The sequence below is a fragment of the Kaistia geumhonensis genome, from assembly GCF_030815145.1.
In the GTDB taxonomy this organism is placed as follows: domain Bacteria; phylum Pseudomonadota; class Alphaproteobacteria; order Rhizobiales; family Kaistiaceae; genus Kaistia; species Kaistia geumhonensis.
Window position 1 is genome coordinate 2,525,529 of sequence record NZ_JAUSWJ010000001.1, and the last position, 22,772, is coordinate 2,548,300.

Sequence of the window (22,772 nt, forward strand, 5' to 3'; positions counted from 1 at the left end):
TGCAAGCCATCATGGACTTGCCAGCATGAAACGCCCCAATCCATTGCCACCCGACCAGATGACCGCTGCCGAACGCCGCACCGAACTGTGCGCCTTGCTCGCTATCGGGCTGGTCCGGCTTACGCAGCGCGGCCGGGGCGAACCTTCTGACAGAAACGGAGAAATTCGCCTACACTATCGAGCCGACCGATGCCGTCATGCACCCCCGAACCCAACGGAGACCGCATGACGACGCACGACCCCATCCCCGCGCGCTTGGCCGCGCTGAAGACCACGCCAACACCAGATCTGAAGAAGCAGTGGCGCGACCTGTTCGACAGCGAGCCGCCGCTGTTCAACCGCCGTTACCTTGAATCCCGCCTTGCCTACCGCATCCAGGAACTCGCCTATGGCGGGCTGAAACCCGAGACCGTCCGGCGGCTGGAACGGCTGGGCGAGGAACTGGACGGCGGCGACAAGAAGAAGCGCGGCATCCGCCTCGACCGCGACCGTCCCATCACCGGCACCCGGCTACTGCGCGAATGGCAGGGCGTCGAGTATATCGTGACCGTCACCGCCGAAGGCTTTGAGTGGCAGGGGCGGCCATACAAGTCGCTGTCTGCCATCGCGTGCGCCATCACCGGCACCCGCTGGAACGGCTGGGTGTTCTTCGGCCTCAAGAACCACAGGGGGCGGACATGACGAAGTCCGTCGTCCGCAAGCTCCGCTGCGCGGTCTACACCCGGAAATCCTCCGAGGAAGGTCTCGAACAGGAGTTCAACAGCCTCCACGCCCAACGCGAGGCCTGCGAAGCATTCATCGCCAGCCAGCGGTCCGAGGGCTGGGTGCTCGTCCGCGATCAGTACGACGACGGCGGCATCTCGGGCGGCACGTTGGAACGCCCCGGCCTGAAGCGGTTGATGGCCGACATCGAGGACGGGCTGGTCGATGTGGTGGTGGTCTACAAGATCGACCGCCTCAGCCGCTCGCTGGCCGACTTCGCCAAACTGGTCGAGGTGTTCGACCGGAACGGCGTGACCTTCGTCTCGGTCACACAGTCGTTCAACACCACCACGTCCATGGGGCGGTTGACGCTGAACATTTTGCTCTCGTTCGCCCAATTCGAACGGGAGGTGACGGCCGAGCGAATCCGCGACAAGGTCGCCGCCAGTCGGAAGAAGGGGATGTGGATGGGCGGTGTGCCGCCCTTCGGCTACCGAGTGGAAAACCGGAAGCTGCTTGTTGACGAGACCACCGCTGCGCATGTGCGCTGGATCTTCGACCGCTTCATCGAGATCGGATCCTGCACGCTGCTGGCCCGCGAGGTCGGCACGCGAGGCCTCGGAACGCCGCGCGGCAACCAGATCGACAAGAAGTACCTCTACCGGATGCTTTCGAACCGCGCCTACCTCGGCGAGGCGGTGCACAAGGGCGACAGCTACCCCGGCGAACACGAAGCCATCATCGACCGCGAGACATGGGACCGCGTCCACGCCATCCTGCAGGAAAGCCCGCGCAAGCGCGCCGCGCGCACCCGCGCCGAAACACCCGCGCTGCTGAAGGGGCTGCTGTTTGGGCCCGATGGCGCAGCCTTCTCGCCGACCCACACCCGCAAGGGCGGGCGTTTGTACCGCTACTATGTCAGCCAGACGGTGCTGAAGCATGGAGCTGGGGCGTGTCCGGTTGGTCGCGTGCCCGCAGGCGAGATTGAGGTCGCCGTCATCGACCAGCTGCGCGCCGTGTTCCGCCAGCCGGAAATCGTCGCGGGGACATGGAAGGCGGCGCGCGTCCACGCCGACGGCATCACCGAGGCCGACGCCAGTGCGGCCCTCCAGAAGCTCGATCCGCTGTGGGACGAACTGTTCCCCGCTGAGCAGGCGCGCATTGTGGCGCTGCTGGTCGAGCGTGTGGACATTGGCCCGGAAGGGCTCAGCTTCCGGCTCCGGATGGACGGCCTTGGAGGGCTCGCACGCGAGATGCTGGCCGGCGATATCGAGGCCGCAGCATGACACGCGGCGCGCCCATCCCCGACATCGTGACGCTCCACGTGCCGTTCCGGATCGTTAAGCGTGGCGGGCGGAAGGAGATGCAGATGCCGGAAGGCGCCACGCAACCGCGGCGGGCAGACGGCACGCTCGTCAAAGCTCTGGCCCGCGCGTTCCGCTGGAAGAAGATGCTGGAATCGGGCGAGTTCGCCACCATCGCTGAGCTGGCCGAGCGAGAGGGGATCGCGACGTCCTATATGACCCGCATCCTGCGCCTGACACTGCTCTCGCCCGACATCGTGGAAGCGATAGTTTGCGGCACGCAGGGGCGGGATGTGTCGCTGGAACGGGCGCTGAAGCCTTTCCCCTTGGAATGGCGGGAACAGCAGGATCAACTAGGATGAGGAGTTGGCTTCGTATGGCTGATGAACGATGCCTTCGTTCGAAGGCATGTTGCACTCAGGGTTTGATCATGGGAGGGCAATCAAGGATCGACAAGATGGACATGTTGGTGCAATCTGGTGCAAACAGGTGCGGTGTGGTCATGTCCAGTACAAAGAAGCGTTTGACCATCTCGCTCGAGTTGGAAGACTACGATGCCCTGCGCGCCTTGGCTGAGGGCCACCGTCCGCCTCTATCTTTGCAGTACATATTGAGTGTCGCGGTTAAGGACTTGCTGGAGAAGCACGCTGCGCGCCAACTCGCTCTTCCCTTGGATAAATGAGCCATGGGAAACTTGAAATTTGTCGATCTCTTCGCGGGCTTGGGTGGTTTCCATCAAGCGCTTGAGCGTCTTGGACACACCTGTGTATTTGCCTCAGAACTCAATAGCGGGCTAGCCGACCTCTACGAAAAGAACTTTGGCATTCGTCCGCACGGCGATATCCGTGAAGCGATTGGTGATGTGCCGCCCCACGACATCCTATGTGCTGGGTTCCCGTGTCAGCCGTTTTCCAAAGCTGGTGAGCAACTTGGTTTTGATTGCCCGCAGTGGGGTGATTTGTTCAATTACGTTCTTGAAATATTAGACAAGCACAAGCCTTCCTATCTGCTCATTGAAAATGTGCCTAATCTTTTGCGGCATGACAGCGGGAAGACATGGCAAAAAATCAAGGTGAGGCTCGAAGAGCTAGGATATGAAGTCGACAAAAAAAAGCTCTCACCGTTCATGTTTGGCGTGCCTCAAGTAAGAGAGCGAGCAATCATCGTTGGATCCAGGACAGGACTCAGGCATTTTTCATGGCCTGAGCCGACCCACCAACTTGACCAAGTCTCGATTAAGAGCGTTCTCGACGAGAATCCAAAAGATGCTCGACCGCTTGGCCCTCGCTTCATTCAATATCTTGAAACGTGGCAATCGCTCATTGATGCTCTACCGAGCGATGAACAACTGCCATCATTCCCGATATGGGCAATGGAGTTCGGCGCAACATACCCTTATCTCGATAGAACGCCTCATGCTGTCGGGCTCGCCCGACTTGGCGAATTAACGGGGGCGCTCGGTCACTCGCTTAAAGGCTTGAAAAACGAGACTGTGAAGGCGGCACTCCCCTCCTATGCACGAGATCAGGTTCTCAATTTTCCGGACTGGAAGAAGAACTTCATCCGGCAGAACAGGGACTTCTACGTCCGCCACAAAGCCATTATTGACCCCTGGCTTCCGAGGATCATGGACTTCGCACCTAGCTTTCAAAAGCTAGAGTGGAACTGGAAAGGCGGACCGCGCGACCTTTGGCAGTCGGTCATCCAGTTTAGGGCGTCGGGTATTCGAGCAAAGCGACCCACAGCTGCACCTTCCCTTGTTGCCCTAACGACAAGTCAGGTTCCCGTGATTCCTTGGGAGCGCCGGTACATGACGATGCGCGAATGCGCTCGGCTTCAGAGCATGGGGCAGCTAAAGCATCTCCCTGAAAACCAGGCTGCCGCGCACAAGGCACTTGGCAACGCCGTGAATGTCGATGTCATTGCTGCGGTTGCAAAGGCTTTGCTTCCTGGGCCAAGCCTCCAAAGTTCACAGGAGCCGCCTCTTGGCGGAAAAGTCCAAGACGAGAAGACTGCTAGGGAACTAGTGTCGGCGGCCTAGGCGCCTGCGTTAGGTTAAGAGGAGGCCGCCATTTGTCGGTGACTACAGTCGATATTCGGCCCGGCGTGAGTGTTCTCGCGGTTCTCCGCTACTTGAACTACAAGCCATGGTTTGCGTTGGCCGAATTCGTAGACAATGCAATCCAAAGCTACCTCTCTAACCGTGAGCGACTGGAACTGGCTGACGGCGGCTCCAAGCGATTGCGGGTTTCCATCGAGATCGATTCCGCGCCACCTGGCCGGATCACGATACGAGACAACGCGGCGGGCATCGCCGGATCGGAGTTTCCGCGGGCATTTCGTCCCGCCGTCGTGCCGCTGGATGCATCGGGCCTGAGCGAGTTCGGCATGGGCATGAAGAGTGCGGCATGCTGGTTCTCTAGCCATTGGCGCGTACGGACGAAGGCCGTCGGTGAAACCGTAGAGCGCACTGTCAAGTTCGATATTGCCCGGATCGTCAATGACGACATCGAGGAACTCGACATCCATGAAGCGCCTGCAGCGCCGGACGCCCACTACACCGAGATCGTGCTGGAGGGCCTTCACCATATTCCGGTGAAAAGGACCATCGGAAAGATCAGAGAACACCTTACCGATATCTACCGCGTATTCGTCAGAAACGGCACTCTCGAGCTGCGCTTCAACGGCGACCCGTGCGTCTATGAACCGCCTAACATCCTTGTTGCTCCCTACGCTCGAGAAGAAGGCGGCAAGCCCAGAATGTGGACGAAGGAAATTTCGTTCGACCTCGGACAGGGGCAGACAGTGAAGGGATTTGCGGCCCTTCGCGACCCTGGAAGTCACGCTCGTTCGGGTTTCGCCCTTTTCCGTCGTGGTAGGCTTATCCAAGGAAGTGGCGAGGATGGCTACCGCCCCCACCACATCTTCCAGCTCCCAGGAAGCTTCCGCCATCTGCGCCTATTCGGGGAATTGGAACTCGATGGGTTCGAGGTGAGCCATACAAAGGACGGGTTTCGTTGGAATGACGACGACGAGCAGCCTTTTCTCGATCTGCTCCGAGAGCACCTAGACAGCGCTGATCTGCCTCTTCTTAAGCAGGCCGACAGCTATCAGGCACGGGCGGCAAAAGCTGACCGCGCAGCCGCCGCTAGCAAAGCGCTGGATCGGACCACAAAGGTTATCGAAGAGTCCATTCCGGATGTGCTCCAACGGGTCTCAGATGCCATACCGGTCGAAACCCGAAAGGAACCGTTGGAGCCGCAGCCGACGCTAGCTACGCGCGAGTTAACAGTGAAATTCCGAGGGCAAGTCTGGGTCATTCACATCGAGCTTTCCGATGATCCTGCCGAAGGTGATTGGCTTACCGTGAGTGATCAGCAGTCCTCCGAAGGTGGTGCGGAGAAGCTCGAGATCCGTCTCGCGATGGCTCACCCATTCATGGTTCTATTTGCACAAACGGACCCCAGTAACATCGAGGCTCTAGTCCGAGTCGGCTCTGCGATCGCCGTTTCGGAAAAACTGGCCCGTCGAGCTGGCGTAAAATTGGCAGGCACCATCCGGCGTAACGTAAACGAAATCCTGCGAGAGGCTTTGTCACGAGCATGACCCAAGACAGTGACGCGACGGCCGCGCACCCGGCACAAGCAATCCCACTTTCCGCATCCCCGCCAAATCCACAGATGAAGTGGGTGCCCGTCCAGGGAGAGGAGGCAACCAGTGTAGTCCGACGAAGCGGTGTCGACGCGGCATCACAGGCAAGGCTCATTGCGGATGCGGCCGAAATTCTTGGTCGTGGTGTGAATCCTCGTGACCCGAACGGTTCAGCAACTGGGCTGGTGGTTGGAAACGTACAGAGCGGCAAGACCATGTCGTTCACTACTGTTATCGGGCTTGCGCGTGACAACGGGTTCCCGTTGGTCATCGTTATCGCTGGGACGAAAGTGAATCTTCTCAACCAGTCGCACGAGCGGCTCGAGAAGGATCTGAACGTCAACGCTGGTGAAGGGCTTCCTTCGTGGAAGATTCAGAAGAACGTCCAGGCCAACGACGCTCACGACGAGCAATCCATCCGGCAGGCCATCGAAGCATGGCAGAACGATGAACTCGAGGATGATGAACGTCCAACGCTCATCGTGACCGTGCTGAAGCAGCGGCAGCGGCTCGAAAGCCTTACCAAGCTACTACGTAAGCTGGACCTCAGGCGCGTGCCAGTCCTTGTTGTTGACGACGAGGCCGACCAAGCCAGCCTCAACACGCGTGTCCAGCAGGGTGGCGAGAGTTCCACCTACACTAGGCTCCGCGAACTTCGTGATGCACTGCCCTGCCACACCTATCTTCAATACACCGCCACGCCGCAGGCGCCTCTGCTGATTAACATCGCGGACGTCTTGTCCCCTGATTTCCCCAAAGTTCTTGAGCCCGGGGCAGATTACGTCGGTGGCCAAGAGTTTTTCGCTCCTGGTTCTCCGTACATCAGAGACATCCCGCCGCAGGACATTGCGCCAGGCAACGATCCTCCAGAAAGCATGCTGGAAGCAGTGCGTGTTTTCTTTGTGGGCCTCGCAGCCAGCCTGATCCGCGATCGGCGACGTCGCTCAATGCTTATCCATCCGTCGCGCTTACGCGCAGACCACAGGCAGGTCGTGCAGTGGGTGTCCGCAGCCAAGGCCACGTGGCTCGACGCGCTCCGTCAGCCTGAAGCGGACCCCGACAGGATCGAATTGGTCGAGGATTTCCGAGCGGCCTACGACCATCTCGCGACCACGGACGCGGAACTGCCTTCGTTCGAGGATGTGGTCACAAAGCTGCCACGGGCCCTCCGGCAGACCACAATCATCGAATTCAACACGAATGGTCGTCCGCGAACGCCGGAGATCAACTGGCGTGACGCTGAGGGCTGGATTCTGGTCGGTGGGCAAGCTGTCGACAGGGGTTTCACGGTGGACCTTCTGACGGTTACCTACATGCCCCGTGGCGTCGGTGTAGGAAACGCTGACACGCTTCAGCAGCGGGCGCGCTTCTTCGGATATAAGCGAAAGTATCTAGGCATCTGCCGTATCTGGCTCGAAGCAATCACACGGTCGGCATTCGAAGGCTATGTAGAACACGAAAACCTAATGCGGCACGAACTGAAAGTCTTGGAAACGAAGACGGGCGGCCTCAACAAGTGGCGACGCCGATTCATTCTCGACAACAGCCTCCAACCCTGCCGGCGGAATGTTGTGTCGGACAACTTTTTCAGAGCAACCCGTGCGGGCGGTTGGGCTCAGCAGAAGGGCGCGCTCATTTCCAAGGACCTGCGCACTTCAAATGCAGAACTCCTCGAAGCCTTTGCTCAGGCGTTCAATTTCGCCGAGGATACCGTGACACACCAGTCGATTGAGGACAGCCAAAGGCACTTCGTCGCGCGGGAGGTGCCAATTTCTGCAGTCATCGACATGCTTGCGGAGTACAAATTAGAAGATCCTCGAGATACCGCTCAGTTTACTGGAATGCTTGTGACGCTGGGAGAAGCTCTACGCCAGGCCCCGGAGACGATGGTTGCAGTCTATCGGATGCGACCCAACGCAAGCGGCTCTCGGCGAACTGTCTCCACGTCGGGTACTCTCGAGAAGGGCTTCCAGCAGGGTCCAACCCGTCTTGCAGGCGGCGGCCGAAACTATCCGGGCGACTCTGCCTTTGCCATGGATGACCGGCCGACCATCCAACTCCATCGGTTCGACCTGTCTTACACAGATCGAGGGCCGATTGAGGCTGCTGCAGTTCCACTTCTGGCGATCCACATTCCCCCACATCTTGCGAAGGAATGGCTAGTGCAACTGCAAGCCGGTCAGGAAGTCGAAGATTGATTAGCCAATTGCCTGCTCTGCTTGAACGGCTTCCTAGGCCAGAACAGGCTGGTACGTTCAGCGTAGTCGCGGCGCCAAAGGAAGCAGCCTACTACGTGGGGCGGGACAACTCCGGCTACGCAGCGCTGCTGATCCGGACCATTGGGGCCTCAAGTCGGGTGCCGCTGGTCCTTGCGGGTATCGAGGCGCGCTTCGGCGTCGCCTGTCGCATTGAAGAGCGCGACCGCGAAGTTCGGACTGAGAATCTGACGGTCATCTCTTGCAGGTCTCAGGAACGTGCCGCCGAGCGCTACTTCCTCACCACGATGGAGTTCCTCGCTTCGACACTCGGCCCCAACCCCACGGCGGCCGCAGTTGCTGAGGTTGTCGACCGCCTGGTGGACCTTTTTCAGCGTCTCGCCAAAACGCCAAGGAAGAACATGGTCGGATTGGCTGGCGAGTTGCTCGTCATCCGGGCCGCCACTGACCCTGCATCAGCTGTCCGCGCCTGGCGCGTAGATCAAGACGAGCGCTATGACTTCGCCGCAGGCTCCCTTCGCTTGGACGCAAAGGCTACCACCACGGACCGTCGGGCACATGAGGTCTCTTTTGAGCAGGCAAATCCACCGCCGCATACTACAGGGCTTCTATCCTCTTTCGTCGTCCAGCCGGCCGCAGGTGGTTTCTCACTCGCAAAGCTTGTTTCCGATATTGAAGCACGTATCGATCTCCACGACCTCATACTTAAGCTTCGCACCGTGGTGGCTGACACACTCGGGCGCGATGTACAGTCGGCACTGGGCTGGTCGTTCGACCTAGAACGTGCGACCTCTTCTCTGCGGATGTACGATATGAGCGTGATCCCAGCCATCAGGCCGCCTCTGCCAGCAGGCGTGTCAGGGGTGCGGTTTCTTGCTGATCTTGCCGGTTGTCGACAACTCGGCAAGGCGCGGATCGATGCCCTCGAACCAGCAGAACGGGCGCTGTTGCCGCCATAGGACCCTAGCTGGCGACCGGGCTGATGCGCAACCCGTCGAAGGCCGACGGCTGACGGCGTCACAATTCTTAGACATCAACGGACAGGTGTGCGCCAGATATGTTCGATTTCTGTTCCAACTCGCGAATGGCACAGAAAGCGAAGTGTTCAGGGCGATCTCAGGAAGTCCAAATGAAATCAATTAGATAAGAGCTAAGTACTGGAACTTGGCAGTCATGAGGTCCGGAGAATACTGACCGAGAGAGACCGCTTCCTGGCCACCCAACTGCGTGAGCAGTGCTCAGCCCCTCCTGCATAACCCTCGAAAACAACGGAAAAATCCGGCCGCAGTCGGATGGGGAGAACGCTTTCGCGGGGAAAAGTGGCGGAGGGAGCGGGATTCGAACCCGCGATACGGTTTCCCGTATACACACTTTCCAGGCGTGCGCCTTCAACCACTCGGCCACCCCTCCGTCGCAGGCCTCAGGGGCCGCAGTCCGAGCGCGCAGAACGCGGCCTTGTGGCGCGGGCGGCTGGTGCCAGCCCGTCGGACGTGCCGTGCGGTATCACGAAGCGCTGCGCCGGCGCAAGGGTCGGGAAGGGCCTGGGTCGGGCGCCATCCCCAAGCGGTGCTCGACACCCGCACGGACCGTGGGTTCGAGGCGGTTCCGCGCGGGCATTCCCCCGGACGCCACGGTGCGGCCCCTCTCGGGAAAGGTTCGCCTTTCCGAGCCCACAGGCGTCGTCCGCCGAGCCCGGCGGTCTGCGGAACGCGGAACGCGATGGAAGCGCGGTTCCAGGCATTGAGGGTCATGACCGCGATGGTGAGCTCCAAAAGCTCCTGCCAGGAGAACTGCGCCCGGGCTTCGGCAAAGACCTTCTCGGAGACGCCCTCGGGCGACAGCTTCGTCAGCGCTTCGGTCCACGCCAGCGCCGCCCGTTGGCGCATCGGAAAGACGGGACTCGGGCCACACCGCCACGTGATGGACGCGCAGCTCGCGCTCGCCCTCAATCGTCGCTTCCATGACATGCATGTCGGGGCAGAAGGCGCAGCCGTCCATCTGCGGCGCATGAATGTCCACCAGCGTGCGCAGCGGCGTGCAACCCCGGGGAAGTCATGAGGTCAGGCCGCCGCTATGGCAGCGGAGCCGGATTCCTCGCGCGCCGCTTTGTCCTGCCCTCCCGATGCGAGACGGCACCTCGTGGACCGAACGCACGAGCGGGGGGCCCCCGTGATCGGCGATCCCGGCGATGCCAATCAGCGCGACATGCAGCCCGGGCGCAGCGAGGAGGCTCGTGACAAGGCCCTTCAATGCGAGCGCCACAGCCGGGACGGGCCGCGCGGCGGCGAGATGACTCCCCTGTCGCATCGCTGCGCGCGCGGGGGCAGGACATCCGCCGAGTCGTCGACGCCCGTCGACGTTGCCTCGTCCAGCCCTTCGGCCGCCGGGGCCGCGCAATGCCTGACGATGCCCATGGTCTCGCGCTCCCGTGTGCGGTGCGGCGCCCTTTCGCGAGAGCGCCGCCCGAAGGCGATGGTGGAAGCCGACATCCGCGTCCCGGTTCCTGCTCGCGTCGTTCGTCAGTTGATGTCGACGTTGTCGCGGATGGCAGGATGCGGGTCGTAGACGTTCACGCGCTGGCTGCCATGGTGCGAAACGCCGATCCGGTCGCCCGGCGCGATGCGATTAAGACGGACGGGGTCGTCGAAGCTGAAGGATTCGACGAACTGGAGCATCAGCGAGCCTGTCCAGGAATTGACCGAGCTCACGATGCCGGTCGTCCGGTCGGCCTCGGCCGGAACGGCGGTTGCAAGAAGAAGCGCCGCGGCGACTGTCGAAATGATCTTGATCATCTTCATGTCCTTCAGGGGTTGGGGTCGACATCGGGACGATGCTGAACAGACGGCCTCGATGCACCCGGAACCATTCTCGCCAAGGACCCGCTGATGCCGGGCGATCACCCGCGCTTCGGGGCTACCCGCTTCGAGGACTGGCTGCTGCGCCTGCCGGTCGCCCAGAAGCTCGCGCCGGCCTTCTGACAAACCGGGCAGGGAATGGTCCCCCCTGCCCGCGTCGTCGCGGCGCTCAGAGCCGCCAGTTGGCCGCCGGAAGGCGGAGCATGATCGTGGTGCCGGCCCCGACGATACTTTCCATCGCGATGCTGCCGCCGTGGAGTTCGACGAAGTCGCGGACCATGGGCAGCCCGACTCCGCCAAGGCCGCGCGACTTGGTCGTGAAGAACGGCTCGAAGGCCCGGCCAGCCGTTTCCTTCGTCATGCCGATCCCCTCGTCCGTGACGGTGACGACGATCCATGATCCGGCGCCGCTCGTGGTGGCCGAAGCGCCGACGCTGATCCTTCCGCCGCCGGGCATCGCCTCGCGTGCATTGATCAGGAGGTTGAGCAGCGCGCTTCTGAGACCGGTCCGGTCGCAGCGCGCCGGCGGCAATTCGCCGTCGATGCTGAGATCGACATGGATCGCCTCCTCGGACGTGGCGGCAACGAGCCCCGCGACCTCGACGAGACAGGCATCGACATCGGCCAGTGCCGCCCGGCCCCGCCCCCCGGCGGTGCCCTCCGCCATGCTGCGCACGAGCGTCGCGACATGGGCGAGGGCGTCTCGCGCCGCGCTCACCAGCGGCTCGATATTGGGCGCCGCCGCCATGTCCAGAGCGCCGGCGGCACGATTGAGCGCGGAGGACGCCACCTGCACGAGATTGCCAAGGTCGTGCAGCGCGCCGGCGGATCGCCAGCGCTCCATGCCGTCGCCCGGCCGCGCCGTGGTCCCGGCTGCCTCGGTTTCCCCGGCAAGACTGGAATAGTCGCGATACATGTCCGATCTCCTCGATCTTCTTCCGTTGACCGGGAGTCTATTGGCGGGACGCTGCGGATATCGATCCATCCAAAGATAAGGCCGGACCATACCTGCGTATGAGTCAGCGCGACTCCCCGCGCGGCTGCCGGCGCGCAACGACCGTGCCGCGCGCGGCGAGCGAAAGGCCCGCACGCGCATGCGCTCGCCTTCCACTTCTACCTTTCGCCGGCCGAAAACGTGGCCGGCGCGAGGCGGTGCGAGAATGGAGCGATGGCCGTGCCGGCTCTACCAGGCTTGGGGCCAGGGCGGACTGAACGCCGGGCGAACGCCGTGCTGCGAGCGCGCGGCAGCGCTCTCCCGGACGTGCGGCTGGAAGGGCGTTTCAGCCCTGCAGCGCGTCGCTGATCGCCTTGGCGGTGCGCACGACGGCGGTGCGGATCGTCTCCATCCGCGCCTCGCTGGCACCGGCGAGGAAGGGGACGCTGAGCGCCGCGACGATGGCGCCGTCGCGAGCGAGGACCGGCGCGGCGAAGGCCTGGATGCTGGGACCCGTCTCGCCGCGGTCATAGGCCCAGCCGAGCTTGCGGATGCGCGCGAGCTCGGCCTTCAGCTTCTGCGGATCGGTGATCGTCTTGTCGGTATAGGCGGCGAGAGGCTGGCGCAGCCAGGCGGCGATATAGTCGTCGCCCTGATGGGCGAGCATGACCTTGCCGGATGCGCCGGAATGCAGCGTCATGCGCTGACCGGCGCTGACGGTGAGCGCATAGTCCCGCCGGCCCTGCGCTGCGGCCAGCACGAGCAGCTCGTCGTGGTCGATGACGTTCAGCTTGACGCCTTCGCCGAGTTCGCTCGCCAGGCGGTCGAGATGCGGCTGGCAGATCGGCACGAGATTGGCGCGGCCGAAGCGCGCCGTCGTATGGGCGGCGAGCTTCAGCAGCCGCTCTCCGAGATGATAGGTCCCGTCGTCGCCGCGCCGCACCACGTCATGCGCCTGCAGCGTGTTCAGGACGCGGTAGATGGTCGTGCGCGGGATGGCGAGGATCTCGGTCAGGTCGCGGATGGTCAGACCGGCGCCGTGACGCTCGAGCTCGCCGAGAATGTCCATCATCCGGTCGATGACCGGGATCGTGTGCTTGTTCTCGCGCGCCTCCGCCTTGGCATCCATCGCCGTCGACGCCTCTCGTTCCGCATTCGGCCGGCGACCGACCGCCGGCTCCGATGCCCCGGGGATGACCTACCATGCAGATATGAACTGTCCAAGTTCACATCTGGACGCAGCTTGCCAACCTCGCGGCAGGCCCGCACGCGGCGGTGCGGGCCGGTTGTGAGCCGTCCGAGATTGCCCGAGCTTCCGCCCGCCGACAATTGACAAGCGCCACTGTCGGACCGCATAGTTATCATTAGAATAGCATAAGTTCAAATGTGAACTCATGGCACAACAGAACGACAGCCGGACAGGCCGTCGCGGCTGAAGCCGTTCGCCATGCAAAAATCGGAGGAGGCGGCGTTGCAGGATCCGGCTGACATCAAGGACATCGTGCGGCCCCCGCGGGCGCTTTGCGAGGCGCTGGCGAAGATCGGCACCGCGACGCTGTCGAGCGAACTGGCGCAGAAGCTCGGCATCCGCGACGCGCAGATCCGCGGGCCGCGCCCGCTGAAGAAGGGCCACACCGCCGCCGGGCCGGCGCTGACGCTGCAATGCATGCCGAAGCGCGAGGACCTCTACGGCGCCGCCGAATACGAGGACCCGGAGAAGCAGCTGCACCGCCATGTCATGTATCCGGCGCAGGAAGGCGACATGATCGTCGTCGACGCGCGCGGCGACATGGGCTCGGGCATCTTCGGAGAGATGATGCTGACCTTCTTCGCCGGCCGGGGCGGCGCGGGCGTCGTCATCGACGGCTGCATCCGCGATTCCTCCGAGGCCGAGAAGCTCGATCTCGGCATCTGGGTGAAGGGTGTGACGCCGAACTACCACGCGCAGACCAACATCATCCCCTTCGCCGTCAACGTGCCGGTCGCCTGCGGCGGCTGCCTCGTAATGCCGGGCGATATCATCGTCGCCGACGACGACGGCGTCGTCCTCGTGCCGGTCGCGCTGGCCGAGCAGCTGGTCGAGCATGCGGGCTCGCATGTCGAATGGGAGGAGTTCGCCCGCATCCGCCTGTCGGAGGGCGGCGATCTGCGCCGCTACTATCCGCTGAGCCCCGAAGCCGAGGCCGAATACCAGGCCTGGAAGGCGGCGCGGGGCCGCTGATCCGGTCTCGGGCGACTTGACGGAAAAAGGCCCCGGAGCGCACGCTCCGGGGCCTTTTTCGTTTCCTGCGCCGACGCTCAGCCGGCTTTCTTCTTCATCCGCGCGATGGCTTCGAGCTGCATGCAGTCGGGCATCAGCTGCATGATCTCGATGCGGTTGCCGTCCGGATCCTCGACCCAGCATTGCCAGTTGCGGTCGGCGGCCATCTTCTTCTGGACGATGAGCGGCACGCCGACCTTGTCGAGATCGGCGATGACCGCGTCGATGTCATCGACCGACAGGCAGACATGGTTGATGGCGACGTCGTTCCAGCCGGGCGCGCGGTCGCCTTCCCCTTCCGGGAACAGCTCCAGATACTGGTCGTCGGTGATGCGCAGATAGACGAGCCAGACACCGCCGCTGCCGTCCGGCTTGTCGAGACGCATCATCTCCTCGAAGCCGAGCTTGTTGACGTAGAAATCGAGCGAGCGGTCGAGATCCTTCACCTTGAGCGCCACATGGGCGATCGACGTAAAGCCGTGCATGGCGGGTTCCAGTGCTTGCTTGAGAGGCCGGTTGGTCAGGACAGCGAGAGGACGTGCGGCTTGCCGCCGGAAAGCACGGCGCGCTCGGCCTCGTACTGGATGCAGTTCGGCGCCATCTCCATGATCTCGATCTGGTTGCCGTCCGGATCGGCGATCCACATGCCGCGATTGCCGTCGATGCCGCGGCCGGGGCTGCGCGGGCGCATGAGCGGGATGCCGGCTTCCGCGAGCTTCGCCTCGGCGAGGTCGATGTCGGCGACGGTCAGGCAGAGATGCATGAGCCCCGTCTTCTCGGGCGGGGAAGCCGGGCCGTCACCGCCGGGGAACAGCTCGACATAGAGATCGTCGGAGACCCGATGATAGACGATCCAGGGCTTGCCCTCCTTGTTGAGGAGGCGAAGCACCTCGGGAAAGCCGATCGCGTTGTAGAAGGCGACCGAGCGATCGAGATCGTTGACGCGCAGGGCGACATGCCCGAGCGACTTGAAGATGGACATGGCTTTGTTCCGTCGGTCGTTGGGGGAGGAAGGCGCTTCGCGAGAGCGCGGGTCTGCGGCGCCGCCCGGTGGGGCGGCGCCGCGCTCTTGGCTTAGGCTGGACGGCGATTAATTGAAGATCGCGTCGTATTCCGACTTCAGCATCTTGATCGCGTCGTCGGTCGTCATGTTCTGGTCGCCCTGGAGCGTGAACATCGTGTTCCAGACCGAATTGATCCAGTCGCCGTCAGCGATGTAGAACGGGTTCTGCACGCTGAAGCCGGGCTTCTTCAGATCGTCGAGCACGAGCGTGTTGCAGGCGTCGAGCTTGTCGGTCGGCACGTCGAGACGGACGGGGCTCGAGCCCTTGTAGAACGCGAACTCGGCGTTGATCTTGGGATCGACCGCCACCGCGGCGAACTCCTCCTCCGCCTTGGCCGTCGCCTCGTCGACGCCGCCGAGAAGGCCGAAGCTGTCGACCGTCACCGACACCGCCTTGGTGCCGGGGATGTTGATGCAGCCGAAATCGGTGCCGACGGTCTTGTTGTTGCCGCGCCACTGCCCCTTCATCCAGTCGCCGTGGATCTGCATCAGCGCCTTGCCGGCGATCACGGTGTTGGTGGTGTCGTTCCAGGAGCGGTTGACCCAGCCCGGATCGGCCTGCTTGGTGATCCGGCGGAAGGTCTCGATGGTTTCGCGCAGGGCCGGGTCGTCGAACACGGTCTTGTCCGGCGTGCCGGCATAGAAGCGGTTGTAGACCTCGGGTCCGGCGACGGCGGCGAGCAGCGCGTGGAAAGTGTAGCCCGCCTGGAAGGTGTTGCCGCCGATGGCGATGAAGGTGAAGCCGGCGTCCTCGACCTTCTTCTCGTCCGCCCACATGTCCTCGAGCGAGGTCCACTTGGTCGGGTCGACGCCGGCCTTCTTGGCGACTTCCTGGCTGAAATAGACCATGCCGTCGAGATGCACGGCGATCGGGATCTTCAGCACTTTGCCATCGATGGTGATCGCCTGCAGCACCGTCTCCGGGAAGGCCTGGGTGGCGCCGATCTTGTCGAACAGCGCCTTGACGTCGAAGGCCTGGCCCTTGGAATCGAGATCCTTGAAGAAGCCGGCATCGGCCGCGATGAAGAGGTTCGGCGGCGTGCCCGCGACGAACAGGCTGACCAGCGGGCTCTCGCCGGCGGTCTCGTGCGGCACGGAGGCCGCCGTGACCTTGTTGCCGGTGTCGGCCTGATACTTGTCGATGATCGTGTTGAGCGCCTTCATCTCGCTCTCGTTCGACCATGTGTGGAACAGCGTCAGATCGGTCGCCTGCGCGGCGCCGAGCGAGACGGTCAGCGCGGCGGCGGCCGCGAAGCCTGTCATGAGGCGGGCCCTGAGACCGGCCTTCCTTGGACGAAACATTGTCTCTCCTCCTCCGGTGGTGGTTGGCAGTTTCTTGTCTTTCTTCACATTCGCAGCCCGCTGCGGGCGTCGAATACCGAGAGCTTCTCCCCTGGGAAGCTGGCGTTCATGGCGTCGCCGATGCGAAGGCCGGCCATGAGCGACGGCTCGATGCGGATGGCCACGAGTTGGTCGCCGGCCTCCAGGAAGGCGGTCGCGTCGCTGCCCGTCCGCTCGCTGTAGCGAACGGGGAGCGAGAGCCGCACGGCATCGTCCTCGCGGACCGCGCCGTTGACGGCGAAATGCTCGGGCCTGAGGCCGATCACGACGGGCGCGCCCTGCTCCGGCCGGCGGCCGAAGGCGTGCCGCGTCAGGTCGATCGCGATGCCGGTCGGCGCGTGGCGGGCGAGGATGCGCTCGCCCTCCAGGGCAAGGGTCGCGTCGAAGGTGTTGATCGCCGGCGAGCCGATGAAGCGGGCGACGAAGAGATTGGCCGGGCGCTCGTAGATCTCGTCGGGGGTGCCGATCTGCTGGATCACGCCCTGGTCCATGACGGCGATGCGCGTCGCCATGGTCATGGCCTCGATCTGGTCATGCGTCACATAGACGATCGTCTGGTGCAGCGACTGATGCAGCTTCTTGATCTCGAGCCGCATCTCGGTCCGCAGCTTGGCATCGAGATTGGACAGCGGCTCGTCGAACAGCAGCACGCCGGCATGCTTGACGAGCGCGCGACCGATGGCGACGCGCTGGCGCTGGCCGCCCGAGAGCTGGCTCGGCTTGCGGTTCATCATGCGCTCGAGCTGCAGGAGCTGCGCCGCCCAGGCGACGCGGCGGTCGATCTCGGCGCGGTCGAGCTTCTGCGCCGCGAGACCGAAGCGGAGATTCCCCTCCACCGTCTTGGTCGGATAGAGCGCATAGGACTGGAACACCATCGCGAGGCCGCGCTGGCTCGGATCGAGCTCGGTCACGTCGCGGTCGCCGATGGTGATGCGGCCGCCGGTGACGTCGAGCAGGCCGGCGAGCAGGTTGAGCAGCGTGGTCTTGCCGCAGCCCGACGGGCCGAGCAGCACGAGGAACTCGCCATCCGCGACCGTGAGGTTGAGGTCCTCCAGCACGCTCAGCGTGCCGAAGCGCTTGACGATGTGCTCGAAGCGGACGTCTGGCATCGTCTATCCCTTGATTGCGCCCGAGGTGATGCCCTGGACGAAGAAGCGGCCGAGAGCGAAGTAGACGACGAGCGGGGGAACCGCCGTGAGCAGCGCGGCGGCCATGTTGACGTTGTAGATCGCCTCGCCGCGCGAGGTGATCACCGAGTTGGCGAGGATGACGGTCATCGGCTTCGCCGAAATGCCGCCGAAGGTCAGGCCGACGAGATAGTCGTTCCACACCGTCGTGATCATCAGGATCAGCACGACGACCATGATGTTGCCGGACATCGGCAGGACGATCTCGCGGAAGATCCGCCAGAAGCTTCCCGAATCCATGATCGCGGCATTGATCAGTTCGCGCGGGATGTCCTTGTAGAAATTGCGGAATATCAGCGTCAGCAGCGGCATCGACAGCACCGCGTGCACCAGCGCGATCGCCCAGACCGTGCCGAAGATGCCGAGGCTCGCCACGATGATGATGAGCGGGATCATGATGATCTGGAACGGCACGAAGGCGCAGATGAAGAGGACGAACAGGAAGCCGTTCGCCCAGCGCACGTTCCAGAGCGCGAGCGCGTAGCCGGTGACCGCGGAAATGGCGATCGAGAACACGAGGCTCGGGAACAGGATCGCGACCGAGTTGAAGAAGCCCTGCTTGATGCCGTCGCAGGCGAGCCCGGTGCAGAGTTCGTTCCACGCCTTCATCCAGGGCTGGATCGTCCAGCGCACCGGCAGGTTGAAGATCTCGCCGAGCGTGATCTCCTCGATCGGCTTGAACGAGGTGACGACGACGACATAGAGCGGGATCGCCACGAACAGCGCCACCATCGTCAGGAAGACGAAGACGGCGATCGACGAGCCGCGGATGCGGCGCCGGCGCCTCGGGATGGCGATCGGCGGCAGCGCGGCGGCCGGGGTTCCTGCGTGCGCGCTCATCCGCGGACCGCCTCGCTGCGACGCGCCTGCCAGGCGGTGATGACGACGAGCGGCAGGAAGATCGCGAGCGTGATCAGCAGCATGATGACGGCGGCCGCCGAGGCGAAGCCGATATTGCTGCGGGTCGAATAGGCGTTGATCGCGAAATAGGCCGGGGTCCAGGTCGAGGTGCCTGGGCCGCCATTGGTCATCGCGACCACGATGTCATAGGCCTTGACGACGCCGAGCGAGAGCAGGATCGCGCAGGTGAGGAAGGTGAACTTCATCATCGGCACGATGATCTCGACATAGAGGCGCATCACGCCGACGCCGTCGAGGCGGGCCGCGCTCCAGATCTCGGTGTTGATGGATTTGAGGCCGGCCAGCATCAGCGCCATGTAGAAGCCGAGCCCGTGCCAGATCGAGGCGAGGATGATCCCGTACATCGCCGTCTCCGGCGCGGCGAGCCAGTTGAAGCTGGCATCCGGGAAGCCGTTGGCCCGCAGGAACGCCTCGACGCCGAGCGAGGGATTGAAGATCCAGCGCCAGACGAGGCCGGTGACGATCAGCGAGACGGCGAGCGGATAGAGAAGGATCGTCCGGAAGACGCCCTCGCCGAACTTCTCGCGCTCGACCAGCGCCGCGAGGATGAAGCCGAACACGATCGCCAGCGCGCTGCCGATGGCGAGCACGAGCAGGTTCTGCAGCGCCGTCCACCAGGTGTCGTTGGCGAATAGCCGCTCGTATTGCGAAAGCCACCGGGCGGGGTCGATCGCGTATTCCGGAAACCGCCGGCTCTGGGTGAAGGACTGGAAAATCGTCCAGCCGATCGAACCCGCGAAGCCGACGAGAGTGATCGCGAGGGCCGGCACCAGCGCGATGCGCGGTGCAGCCCAGCTCCAGCGGAGCGCCATCGCCACGCCTCCCTAGCGTCTGACCAGTTCTTATTTGAACTTCTTGTTTTTCTATTTGAACTTTAGTCGGAGGGTGTCTTTTCGTCAACCGCGCCATCGTGCATGGTCCGGCGCGCGGCGGGCCGGCATCGGCCACGCGCGACAGCATCGGCCGAGGAGGAATGTGCGATGGCGAAACGAATCCTGTTCACGGGCGGCGCGGGGAAGGCCGGCCGCCATGTCGTGCCCTATCTCGTGTCCCGCGGGCATCGGGTGCTGAATGTCGACCGCGTGCCGCTCGTGGCCGAGGGGGTCGACAACCTCATCGCCGACATCACCGACAGCGGCCAGATGTTCAATGCGATGACGAGCTATGCCGGCTTCGACGAGCTCGAGCCCGGCACCGGCGTTCCTCGCTTCGACGCGGTGGTGCATTTCGCCGCCGTGCCGCGCATCCTGCTCAACCCCGACAACGAGATGTTCCGCGTCAACACGCAGGGCACCTACAATGTCATCGAGGCGGCGGTGAAGCTCGGCATCCGCAAGATCGTCATCGCCTCGTCGGAGACGGTCTATGGCGTCTGCTTCGCCGACGGCAAGGTCGACCCGGCCGAGCTGCCGCTCGACGAGGCGTGCGAGACCGATCCGATCGACAGCTATGCGCTGTCCAAGGTCCTGAACGAGAAGACGGCCCGCGCCTTCCAGAAGCGCTCCGGCTTCGACATCTATGCGCTGCGGATCGCCAATGTCATCGAGCCGCACGAATATGACCGCGTGCCGGACTGGATCGCCCGCCCGTCCACGCGTCGCCGCAACCATTTCTCCTATGTCGACGCGCGCGACCTCGGCCAGATCGTCGATCTCTGCCTGGCGAAGGACGGCCTCGGCTTCCAGGTCTTCAACGCCGGCAACGACGAGAACACGCAGGACCGGCCGAGCGAGGGGCTGGCGCGCGAGTTCTTCCCGACCTCGGCGCTGAAGCGGCCGCTCGAAGGCAACGAGGCGCTGCTCTCCAACCGCAAGGCGCGCGAGATGCTCGGCTTCCGCGAGCAGTTTCCCTGGCGCAAGGCCGTCGCCGCGCGCTGAAGCCTGCGATAGTGAAGGGGCGGGGCGAATCGCCCCGCCCGGACACCAGAGAACGGCAGCGATTACGCCATGGACCTGACGCTCACGATCTTCGTCCTCGTCTATGTGGCGATGGGCGTCGGCCACCTGCCCTTCTTCCGGCTCGACCGGACGGGCGCCGCCATGGTCGGCGCGATGCTGCTCATCGCGCTCGGCCAGATCGCGCCGCAGGACGCCTGGGCGGCGATCGACTACAGGACCATCGGCCTCTTGTTCGGCCTCATGGTCATCTCGGCCGCCTTCGGCGTCGCCGGCTTCTACGATTTCGCGGCGCGGAAGGTCGGCGCCCTCGATGTCGGGCCGAAGACGCTGCTCGCCGTCATCATCGGCTTCTCCGGCATTTTCTCGGCGCTGCTGACCAACGACGTCGTCGCCGTCGCGATGACGCCGATCTTCTGCCAGATCTGCCTTGCACGGCGGCTCAATCCGCTGCCCTTCCTGCTCGGCTTCTGCTTCGCCGCCAATGTCGGCTCCAGCGCGACGCTGATCGGCAGCCCGCAGAACATGATCGCCGCCGAAGCGCTGAACCTCTCCTTCAACGGCTTCCTGCGCGTCGCGGCGCTGCCCTCGCTCATCGGCCTGCCGGTCGTGTGGCTGGTGCTCGTCGCCGTCTATCGCGGGCGCTGGACGCTCGCGACGCCGCAGAAGACGGCGACCGCGACGGCCCTGCCGGCATCGGAGGATCTCGACCGCGTCGAGGCCCTCAAGGCGGGGCTGGTGACGCTGGCCGTGCTCGTCGCCTTCGTCGCCACCGACCGGCCGCACATGCTGGTGGCTCTGCTCGGCGCCAGCTTCCTTCTGGTCAGCCGCAGCGTCGAATCCGAGAAGCTGATCCGCCGGGTCGACGGCGACCTTCTCCTCCTGCTGATCGGCCTCTTCATCGTCAATGCGGCGGTCGCGGCGACCGGGCTGCCGCAGCAGCTGCTCTCGGCCCTCGGCGATATCGGCCTCGATCTCAACCAGCCGCTGTCGATGCTGGTCGTGATGTCGGTGCTGTCCAACATCGTCGGCAACAATCCGGCGGTGATGCTCGTCGAGCCCTTCATCCGCAATGCCGCCCATCCCGAGGCGCTCGGCGCCGCGATCGCGCTCGGCACGGGCTTCTCGTCCAACGCCGTCATCTTCGGCAGCCTCGCCGGCATCATCGTCGCCGAGCAGGGCGGGCGGCGCGGGATCGTCGTCGGCTTCGCCGAGTTCGCCCGCGCCGGCGTGCCGGTGGCGCTGGCGACGCTCCTCCTCGCCGCCGGCTGGATCGTCTGGCTCGGCTAAGCGCCGTCAGCCCGCCGTCGCGCTCACCCCGCCTTGCCGATCAGCTGCGCCGAGCCGTCGTCGCCGCCGGCTGCGAAATGCGCGAGCGGCATCGATGCCGGGCGCTTGCCGGCCGCGATGGCGGCAAGGTCGAAGCCGACATAGTTCAGCGCGCGGTAGTCGCGCACGAAGAAGCGCCGGCGATCAAGATCGGAGAGGCTGGTCCAGCAGGTGAACTCGGTCGCGTAGGGGGTGTTGCCGGTCTCGGCGAGGCCCTCGACCTCGAGATGCCCGCCCGAGCCGTCCGGATAGTCGATCGAGGCGCCGCGCGGCCGGTCGAAGGTGTTGAGGATATGGGCGAGGGTCTGCACCGCGAGGTCGGGCGTCGCCGCCTTTTCGGTGAACTCGGCATAATAGGCGGCGCGCACGAAGCGGCCGACCGAGGTGCTCGACGAGGGCAGGCCCTGCGTGGCGATGCCGGAATCGGGCTGCCTCACCTTGAGGCCGCCGAAGGCGCCAGCCGATTTGTCGACATTGGTGAGGAAGCTGTAGTTCGAGAGATTGGTCAGGTGCCAGTCGAATTTCGGCCCGTTGGTCATGACGCCGACCGGGTTGTCGTAGACGGTCATCGCGCCATGGTCGAACTCGACGACGACCGAGGCCCCGGTCGCGTCATGCACGACATAGTGGAACGGCGACACGACACCGCCGAGCAGCGCCAGCGGCTGCAGCATCACCGGCTGCGCCTCCAGCGCCGCCTTCACCTCGGCGGCGGTCGCGAACTGGCCGAGCGCCCAGAGGCCGAGATCGGAGGCCGAGAGCACGGCCTTGGTCATCTCCACCGGCTTCTGGCTGCCGCCGGATTCCGGATAGGAGAGAAGGCTGAAGGTGAGGCCCTTGTCGTTCAGCCCCTCCAGCACCTTGAGATCGGCGAGGCCGAGCGGCGCCTCCGCGGTCGGCAGGCGATAGGGCATGGTGACGGCGATGACGTCGTGGCGGCTGGTCAGCGTCAGCTTCGGATGGCCCTCGACCTCCGAGACGCTTTCGAATCCGGCCGGGAAGAAGGTCACCTGATAGGGCAGGTCGGTGGTGAGTTCGAGCGTGCGGCCGTAATAGGCCTTGCCGGCGGCGTCCCGGTAGCCGAGCGAGGTGCACATTGCCTTCGGTTCTCCCC

The 22,772-nt window shown here is 63.9% G+C and carries 22 protein-coding genes and 1 tRNA gene; 12 read left to right on the top strand and 11 right to left on the bottom strand.

Translation table 11 applies throughout. The features are described from left to right. Positions 1-225: 225 nt before the first annotated feature. The 8 genes from QO015_RS12015 to QO015_RS12050 all read left to right on the top strand — a co-directional run bounded on the left by QO015_RS12015 (position 226) and on the right by QO015_RS12050 (position 8,832). Positions 226-681 carry a DUF2924 domain-containing protein gene (locus tag QO015_RS12015; protein WP_266279180.1) on the top strand — a complete coding sequence of 152 codons (456 nt, stop codon included), beginning with the start codon at positions 226-228 and terminating at the stop codon, positions 679-681. Then, entirely contained in the window at positions 678-1,988 is a 1,311-nt protein-coding gene (locus QO015_RS12020; RefSeq protein WP_266279179.1) for a recombinase family protein, read from the top strand. Before QO015_RS12015 ends, QO015_RS12020 begins: the two co-directional genes overlap by 4 nt. After that, positions 1,985-2,368, top strand: a complete 384-nt coding sequence (locus QO015_RS12025; protein WP_266279178.1) for a ParB/RepB/Spo0J family partition protein — start codon at positions 1,985-1,987, stop codon at positions 2,366-2,368. The genes QO015_RS12020 and QO015_RS12025 overlap by 4 nt, the downstream gene beginning before the upstream one ends. A gap of 95 nt (positions 2,369-2,463) precedes the next feature. Continuing rightward, positions 2,464-2,688: a hypothetical protein gene (locus tag QO015_RS12030; RefSeq protein ID WP_266279177.1), complete on the top strand. Its 225-nt coding sequence runs from the start codon at positions 2,464-2,466 to the stop codon at positions 2,686-2,688. A 12-nt stretch (positions 2,689-2,700) separates the two neighbouring features. After that, positions 2,701-4,047, top strand: coding sequence for a DNA cytosine methyltransferase (locus QO015_RS12035; RefSeq protein WP_266279175.1), 1,347 nt, complete (start codon positions 2,701-2,703; stop codon positions 4,045-4,047). A gap of 38 nt (positions 4,048-4,085) precedes the next feature. After that, positions 4,086-5,612: an ATP-binding protein gene (locus QO015_RS12040; RefSeq protein WP_266282360.1), complete on the top strand. Its 1,527-nt coding sequence runs from the start codon at positions 4,086-4,088 to the stop codon at positions 5,610-5,612. Beyond that, positions 5,609-7,855 carry a Z1 domain-containing protein gene (locus QO015_RS12045; protein WP_266279174.1) on the top strand — a complete coding sequence of 749 codons (2,247 nt, stop codon included), beginning with the start codon at positions 5,609-5,611 and terminating at the stop codon, positions 7,853-7,855. Before QO015_RS12040 ends, QO015_RS12045 begins: the two co-directional genes overlap by 4 nt. After that, positions 7,813-8,832 (top strand): PD-(D/E)XK motif protein, encoded by a 1,020-nt coding sequence (locus QO015_RS12050; protein WP_266279173.1) that lies wholly within the window; start codon positions 7,813-7,815, stop codon positions 8,830-8,832. The genes QO015_RS12045 and QO015_RS12050 overlap by 43 nt, the downstream gene beginning before the upstream one ends. A gap of 361 nt (positions 8,833-9,193) precedes the next feature. Here the strand turns inward: QO015_RS12050 and QO015_RS12055 are convergent. Then, positions 9,194-9,283, bottom strand: a tRNA-Ser gene (locus QO015_RS12055). A 309-nt stretch (positions 9,284-9,592) separates the two neighbouring features. On the opposite strand from QO015_RS12055, the gene QO015_RS12060 reads away from it, so the two are divergent. Beyond that, a complete protein-coding gene (locus tag QO015_RS12060) occupies positions 9,593-9,931 on the top strand; it encodes a hypothetical protein (protein WP_266279172.1) in 339 nt (112 codons plus the stop codon). Between the two features lie 461 nt (positions 9,932-10,392). Here QO015_RS12060 and QO015_RS12065 read toward each other — a convergent pair whose 3' ends face one another. The 3 genes from QO015_RS12065 to QO015_RS12075 all read right to left on the bottom strand — a co-directional run bounded on the left by QO015_RS12065 (position 10,393) and on the right by QO015_RS12075 (position 12,791). After that, positions 10,393-10,665 carry a hypothetical protein gene (locus tag QO015_RS12065; RefSeq protein ID WP_266279170.1) on the bottom strand — a complete coding sequence of 91 codons (273 nt, stop codon included), beginning with the start codon at positions 10,663-10,665 and terminating at the stop codon, positions 10,393-10,395. Between the two features lie 232 nt (positions 10,666-10,897). After that, positions 10,898-11,644 carry a sensor histidine kinase gene (locus tag QO015_RS12070; protein ID WP_266279168.1) on the bottom strand — a complete coding sequence of 249 codons (747 nt, stop codon included), beginning with the start codon at positions 11,642-11,644 and terminating at the stop codon, positions 10,898-10,900. Positions 11,645-12,008: 364 nt separating this feature from the next. Further along, on the bottom strand, positions 12,009-12,791 hold the full coding sequence (locus QO015_RS12075) for an IclR family transcriptional regulator (RefSeq protein WP_266279166.1): 783 nt from the start codon (positions 12,789-12,791) through the stop codon (positions 12,009-12,011). A gap of 342 nt (positions 12,792-13,133) precedes the next feature. Here QO015_RS12075 and QO015_RS12080 point away from each other — a divergent pair, with 342 nt between their 5' ends. Beyond that, on the top strand, positions 13,134-13,883 hold the full coding sequence (locus QO015_RS12080; protein ID WP_456152153.1) for a ribonuclease activity regulator RraA: 750 nt from the start codon (positions 13,134-13,136) through the stop codon (positions 13,881-13,883). 77 nt (positions 13,884-13,960) lie between these two features. On the opposite strand, the gene QO015_RS12085 is transcribed toward QO015_RS12080, so the two are convergent. The 6 genes from QO015_RS12085 to QO015_RS12110 form a co-directional block, all read right to left on the bottom strand. After that, the gene (locus QO015_RS12085) at positions 13,961-14,407 is read right to left on the bottom strand and encodes a VOC family protein (RefSeq protein ID WP_266279163.1); all 447 of its coding nucleotides are present in this window, start codon (positions 14,405-14,407) and stop codon (positions 13,961-13,963) included. Positions 14,408-14,442: 35 nt separating this feature from the next. After that, positions 14,443-14,904, bottom strand: coding sequence for a VOC family protein (locus QO015_RS12090; protein WP_266279162.1), 462 nt, complete (start codon positions 14,902-14,904; stop codon positions 14,443-14,445). 108 nt (positions 14,905-15,012) lie between these two features. Continuing rightward, positions 15,013-16,287 (bottom strand): ABC transporter substrate-binding protein, encoded by a 1,275-nt coding sequence (locus tag QO015_RS12095; RefSeq protein ID WP_266279161.1) that lies wholly within the window; start codon positions 16,285-16,287, stop codon positions 15,013-15,015. Positions 16,288-16,331: 44 nt separating this feature from the next. Further along, positions 16,332-17,435, bottom strand: coding sequence for an ABC transporter ATP-binding protein (locus tag QO015_RS12100; protein ID WP_266279160.1), 1,104 nt, complete (start codon positions 17,433-17,435; stop codon positions 16,332-16,334). A 3-nt stretch (positions 17,436-17,438) separates the two neighbouring features. After that, positions 17,439-18,353, bottom strand: a complete 915-nt coding sequence (locus QO015_RS12105) for a carbohydrate ABC transporter permease (protein ID WP_266279158.1) — start codon at positions 18,351-18,353, stop codon at positions 17,439-17,441. Beyond that, complete coding sequence (locus tag QO015_RS12110) at positions 18,350-19,246, bottom strand: carbohydrate ABC transporter permease (protein WP_266279157.1); 897 nt, start codon at positions 19,244-19,246, stop codon at positions 18,350-18,352. The genes QO015_RS12105 and QO015_RS12110 overlap by 4 nt, the downstream gene beginning before the upstream one ends. A 168-nt stretch (positions 19,247-19,414) precedes the next feature. On the opposite strand from QO015_RS12110, the gene QO015_RS12115 reads away from it, so the two are divergent. Both QO015_RS12115 and QO015_RS12120 read left to right on the top strand, forming a co-directional pair. Further along, complete coding sequence (locus QO015_RS12115; RefSeq protein WP_266279156.1) at positions 19,415-20,311, top strand: NAD-dependent epimerase/dehydratase family protein; 897 nt, start codon at positions 19,415-19,417, stop codon at positions 20,309-20,311. Between the two features lie 69 nt (positions 20,312-20,380). Beyond that, on the top strand, positions 20,381-21,619 hold the full coding sequence (locus QO015_RS12120) for an ArsB/NhaD family transporter (RefSeq protein ID WP_266279155.1): 1,239 nt from the start codon (positions 20,381-20,383) through the stop codon (positions 21,617-21,619). Positions 21,620-21,642: 23 nt separating this feature from the next. Here QO015_RS12120 and QO015_RS12125 read toward each other — a convergent pair whose 3' ends face one another. Continuing rightward, entirely contained in the window at positions 21,643-22,755 is a 1,113-nt protein-coding gene (locus tag QO015_RS12125; RefSeq protein ID WP_266279153.1) for a linear amide C-N hydrolase, read from the bottom strand. Between the last annotated feature and the right edge of the window lie 17 nt (positions 22,756-22,772).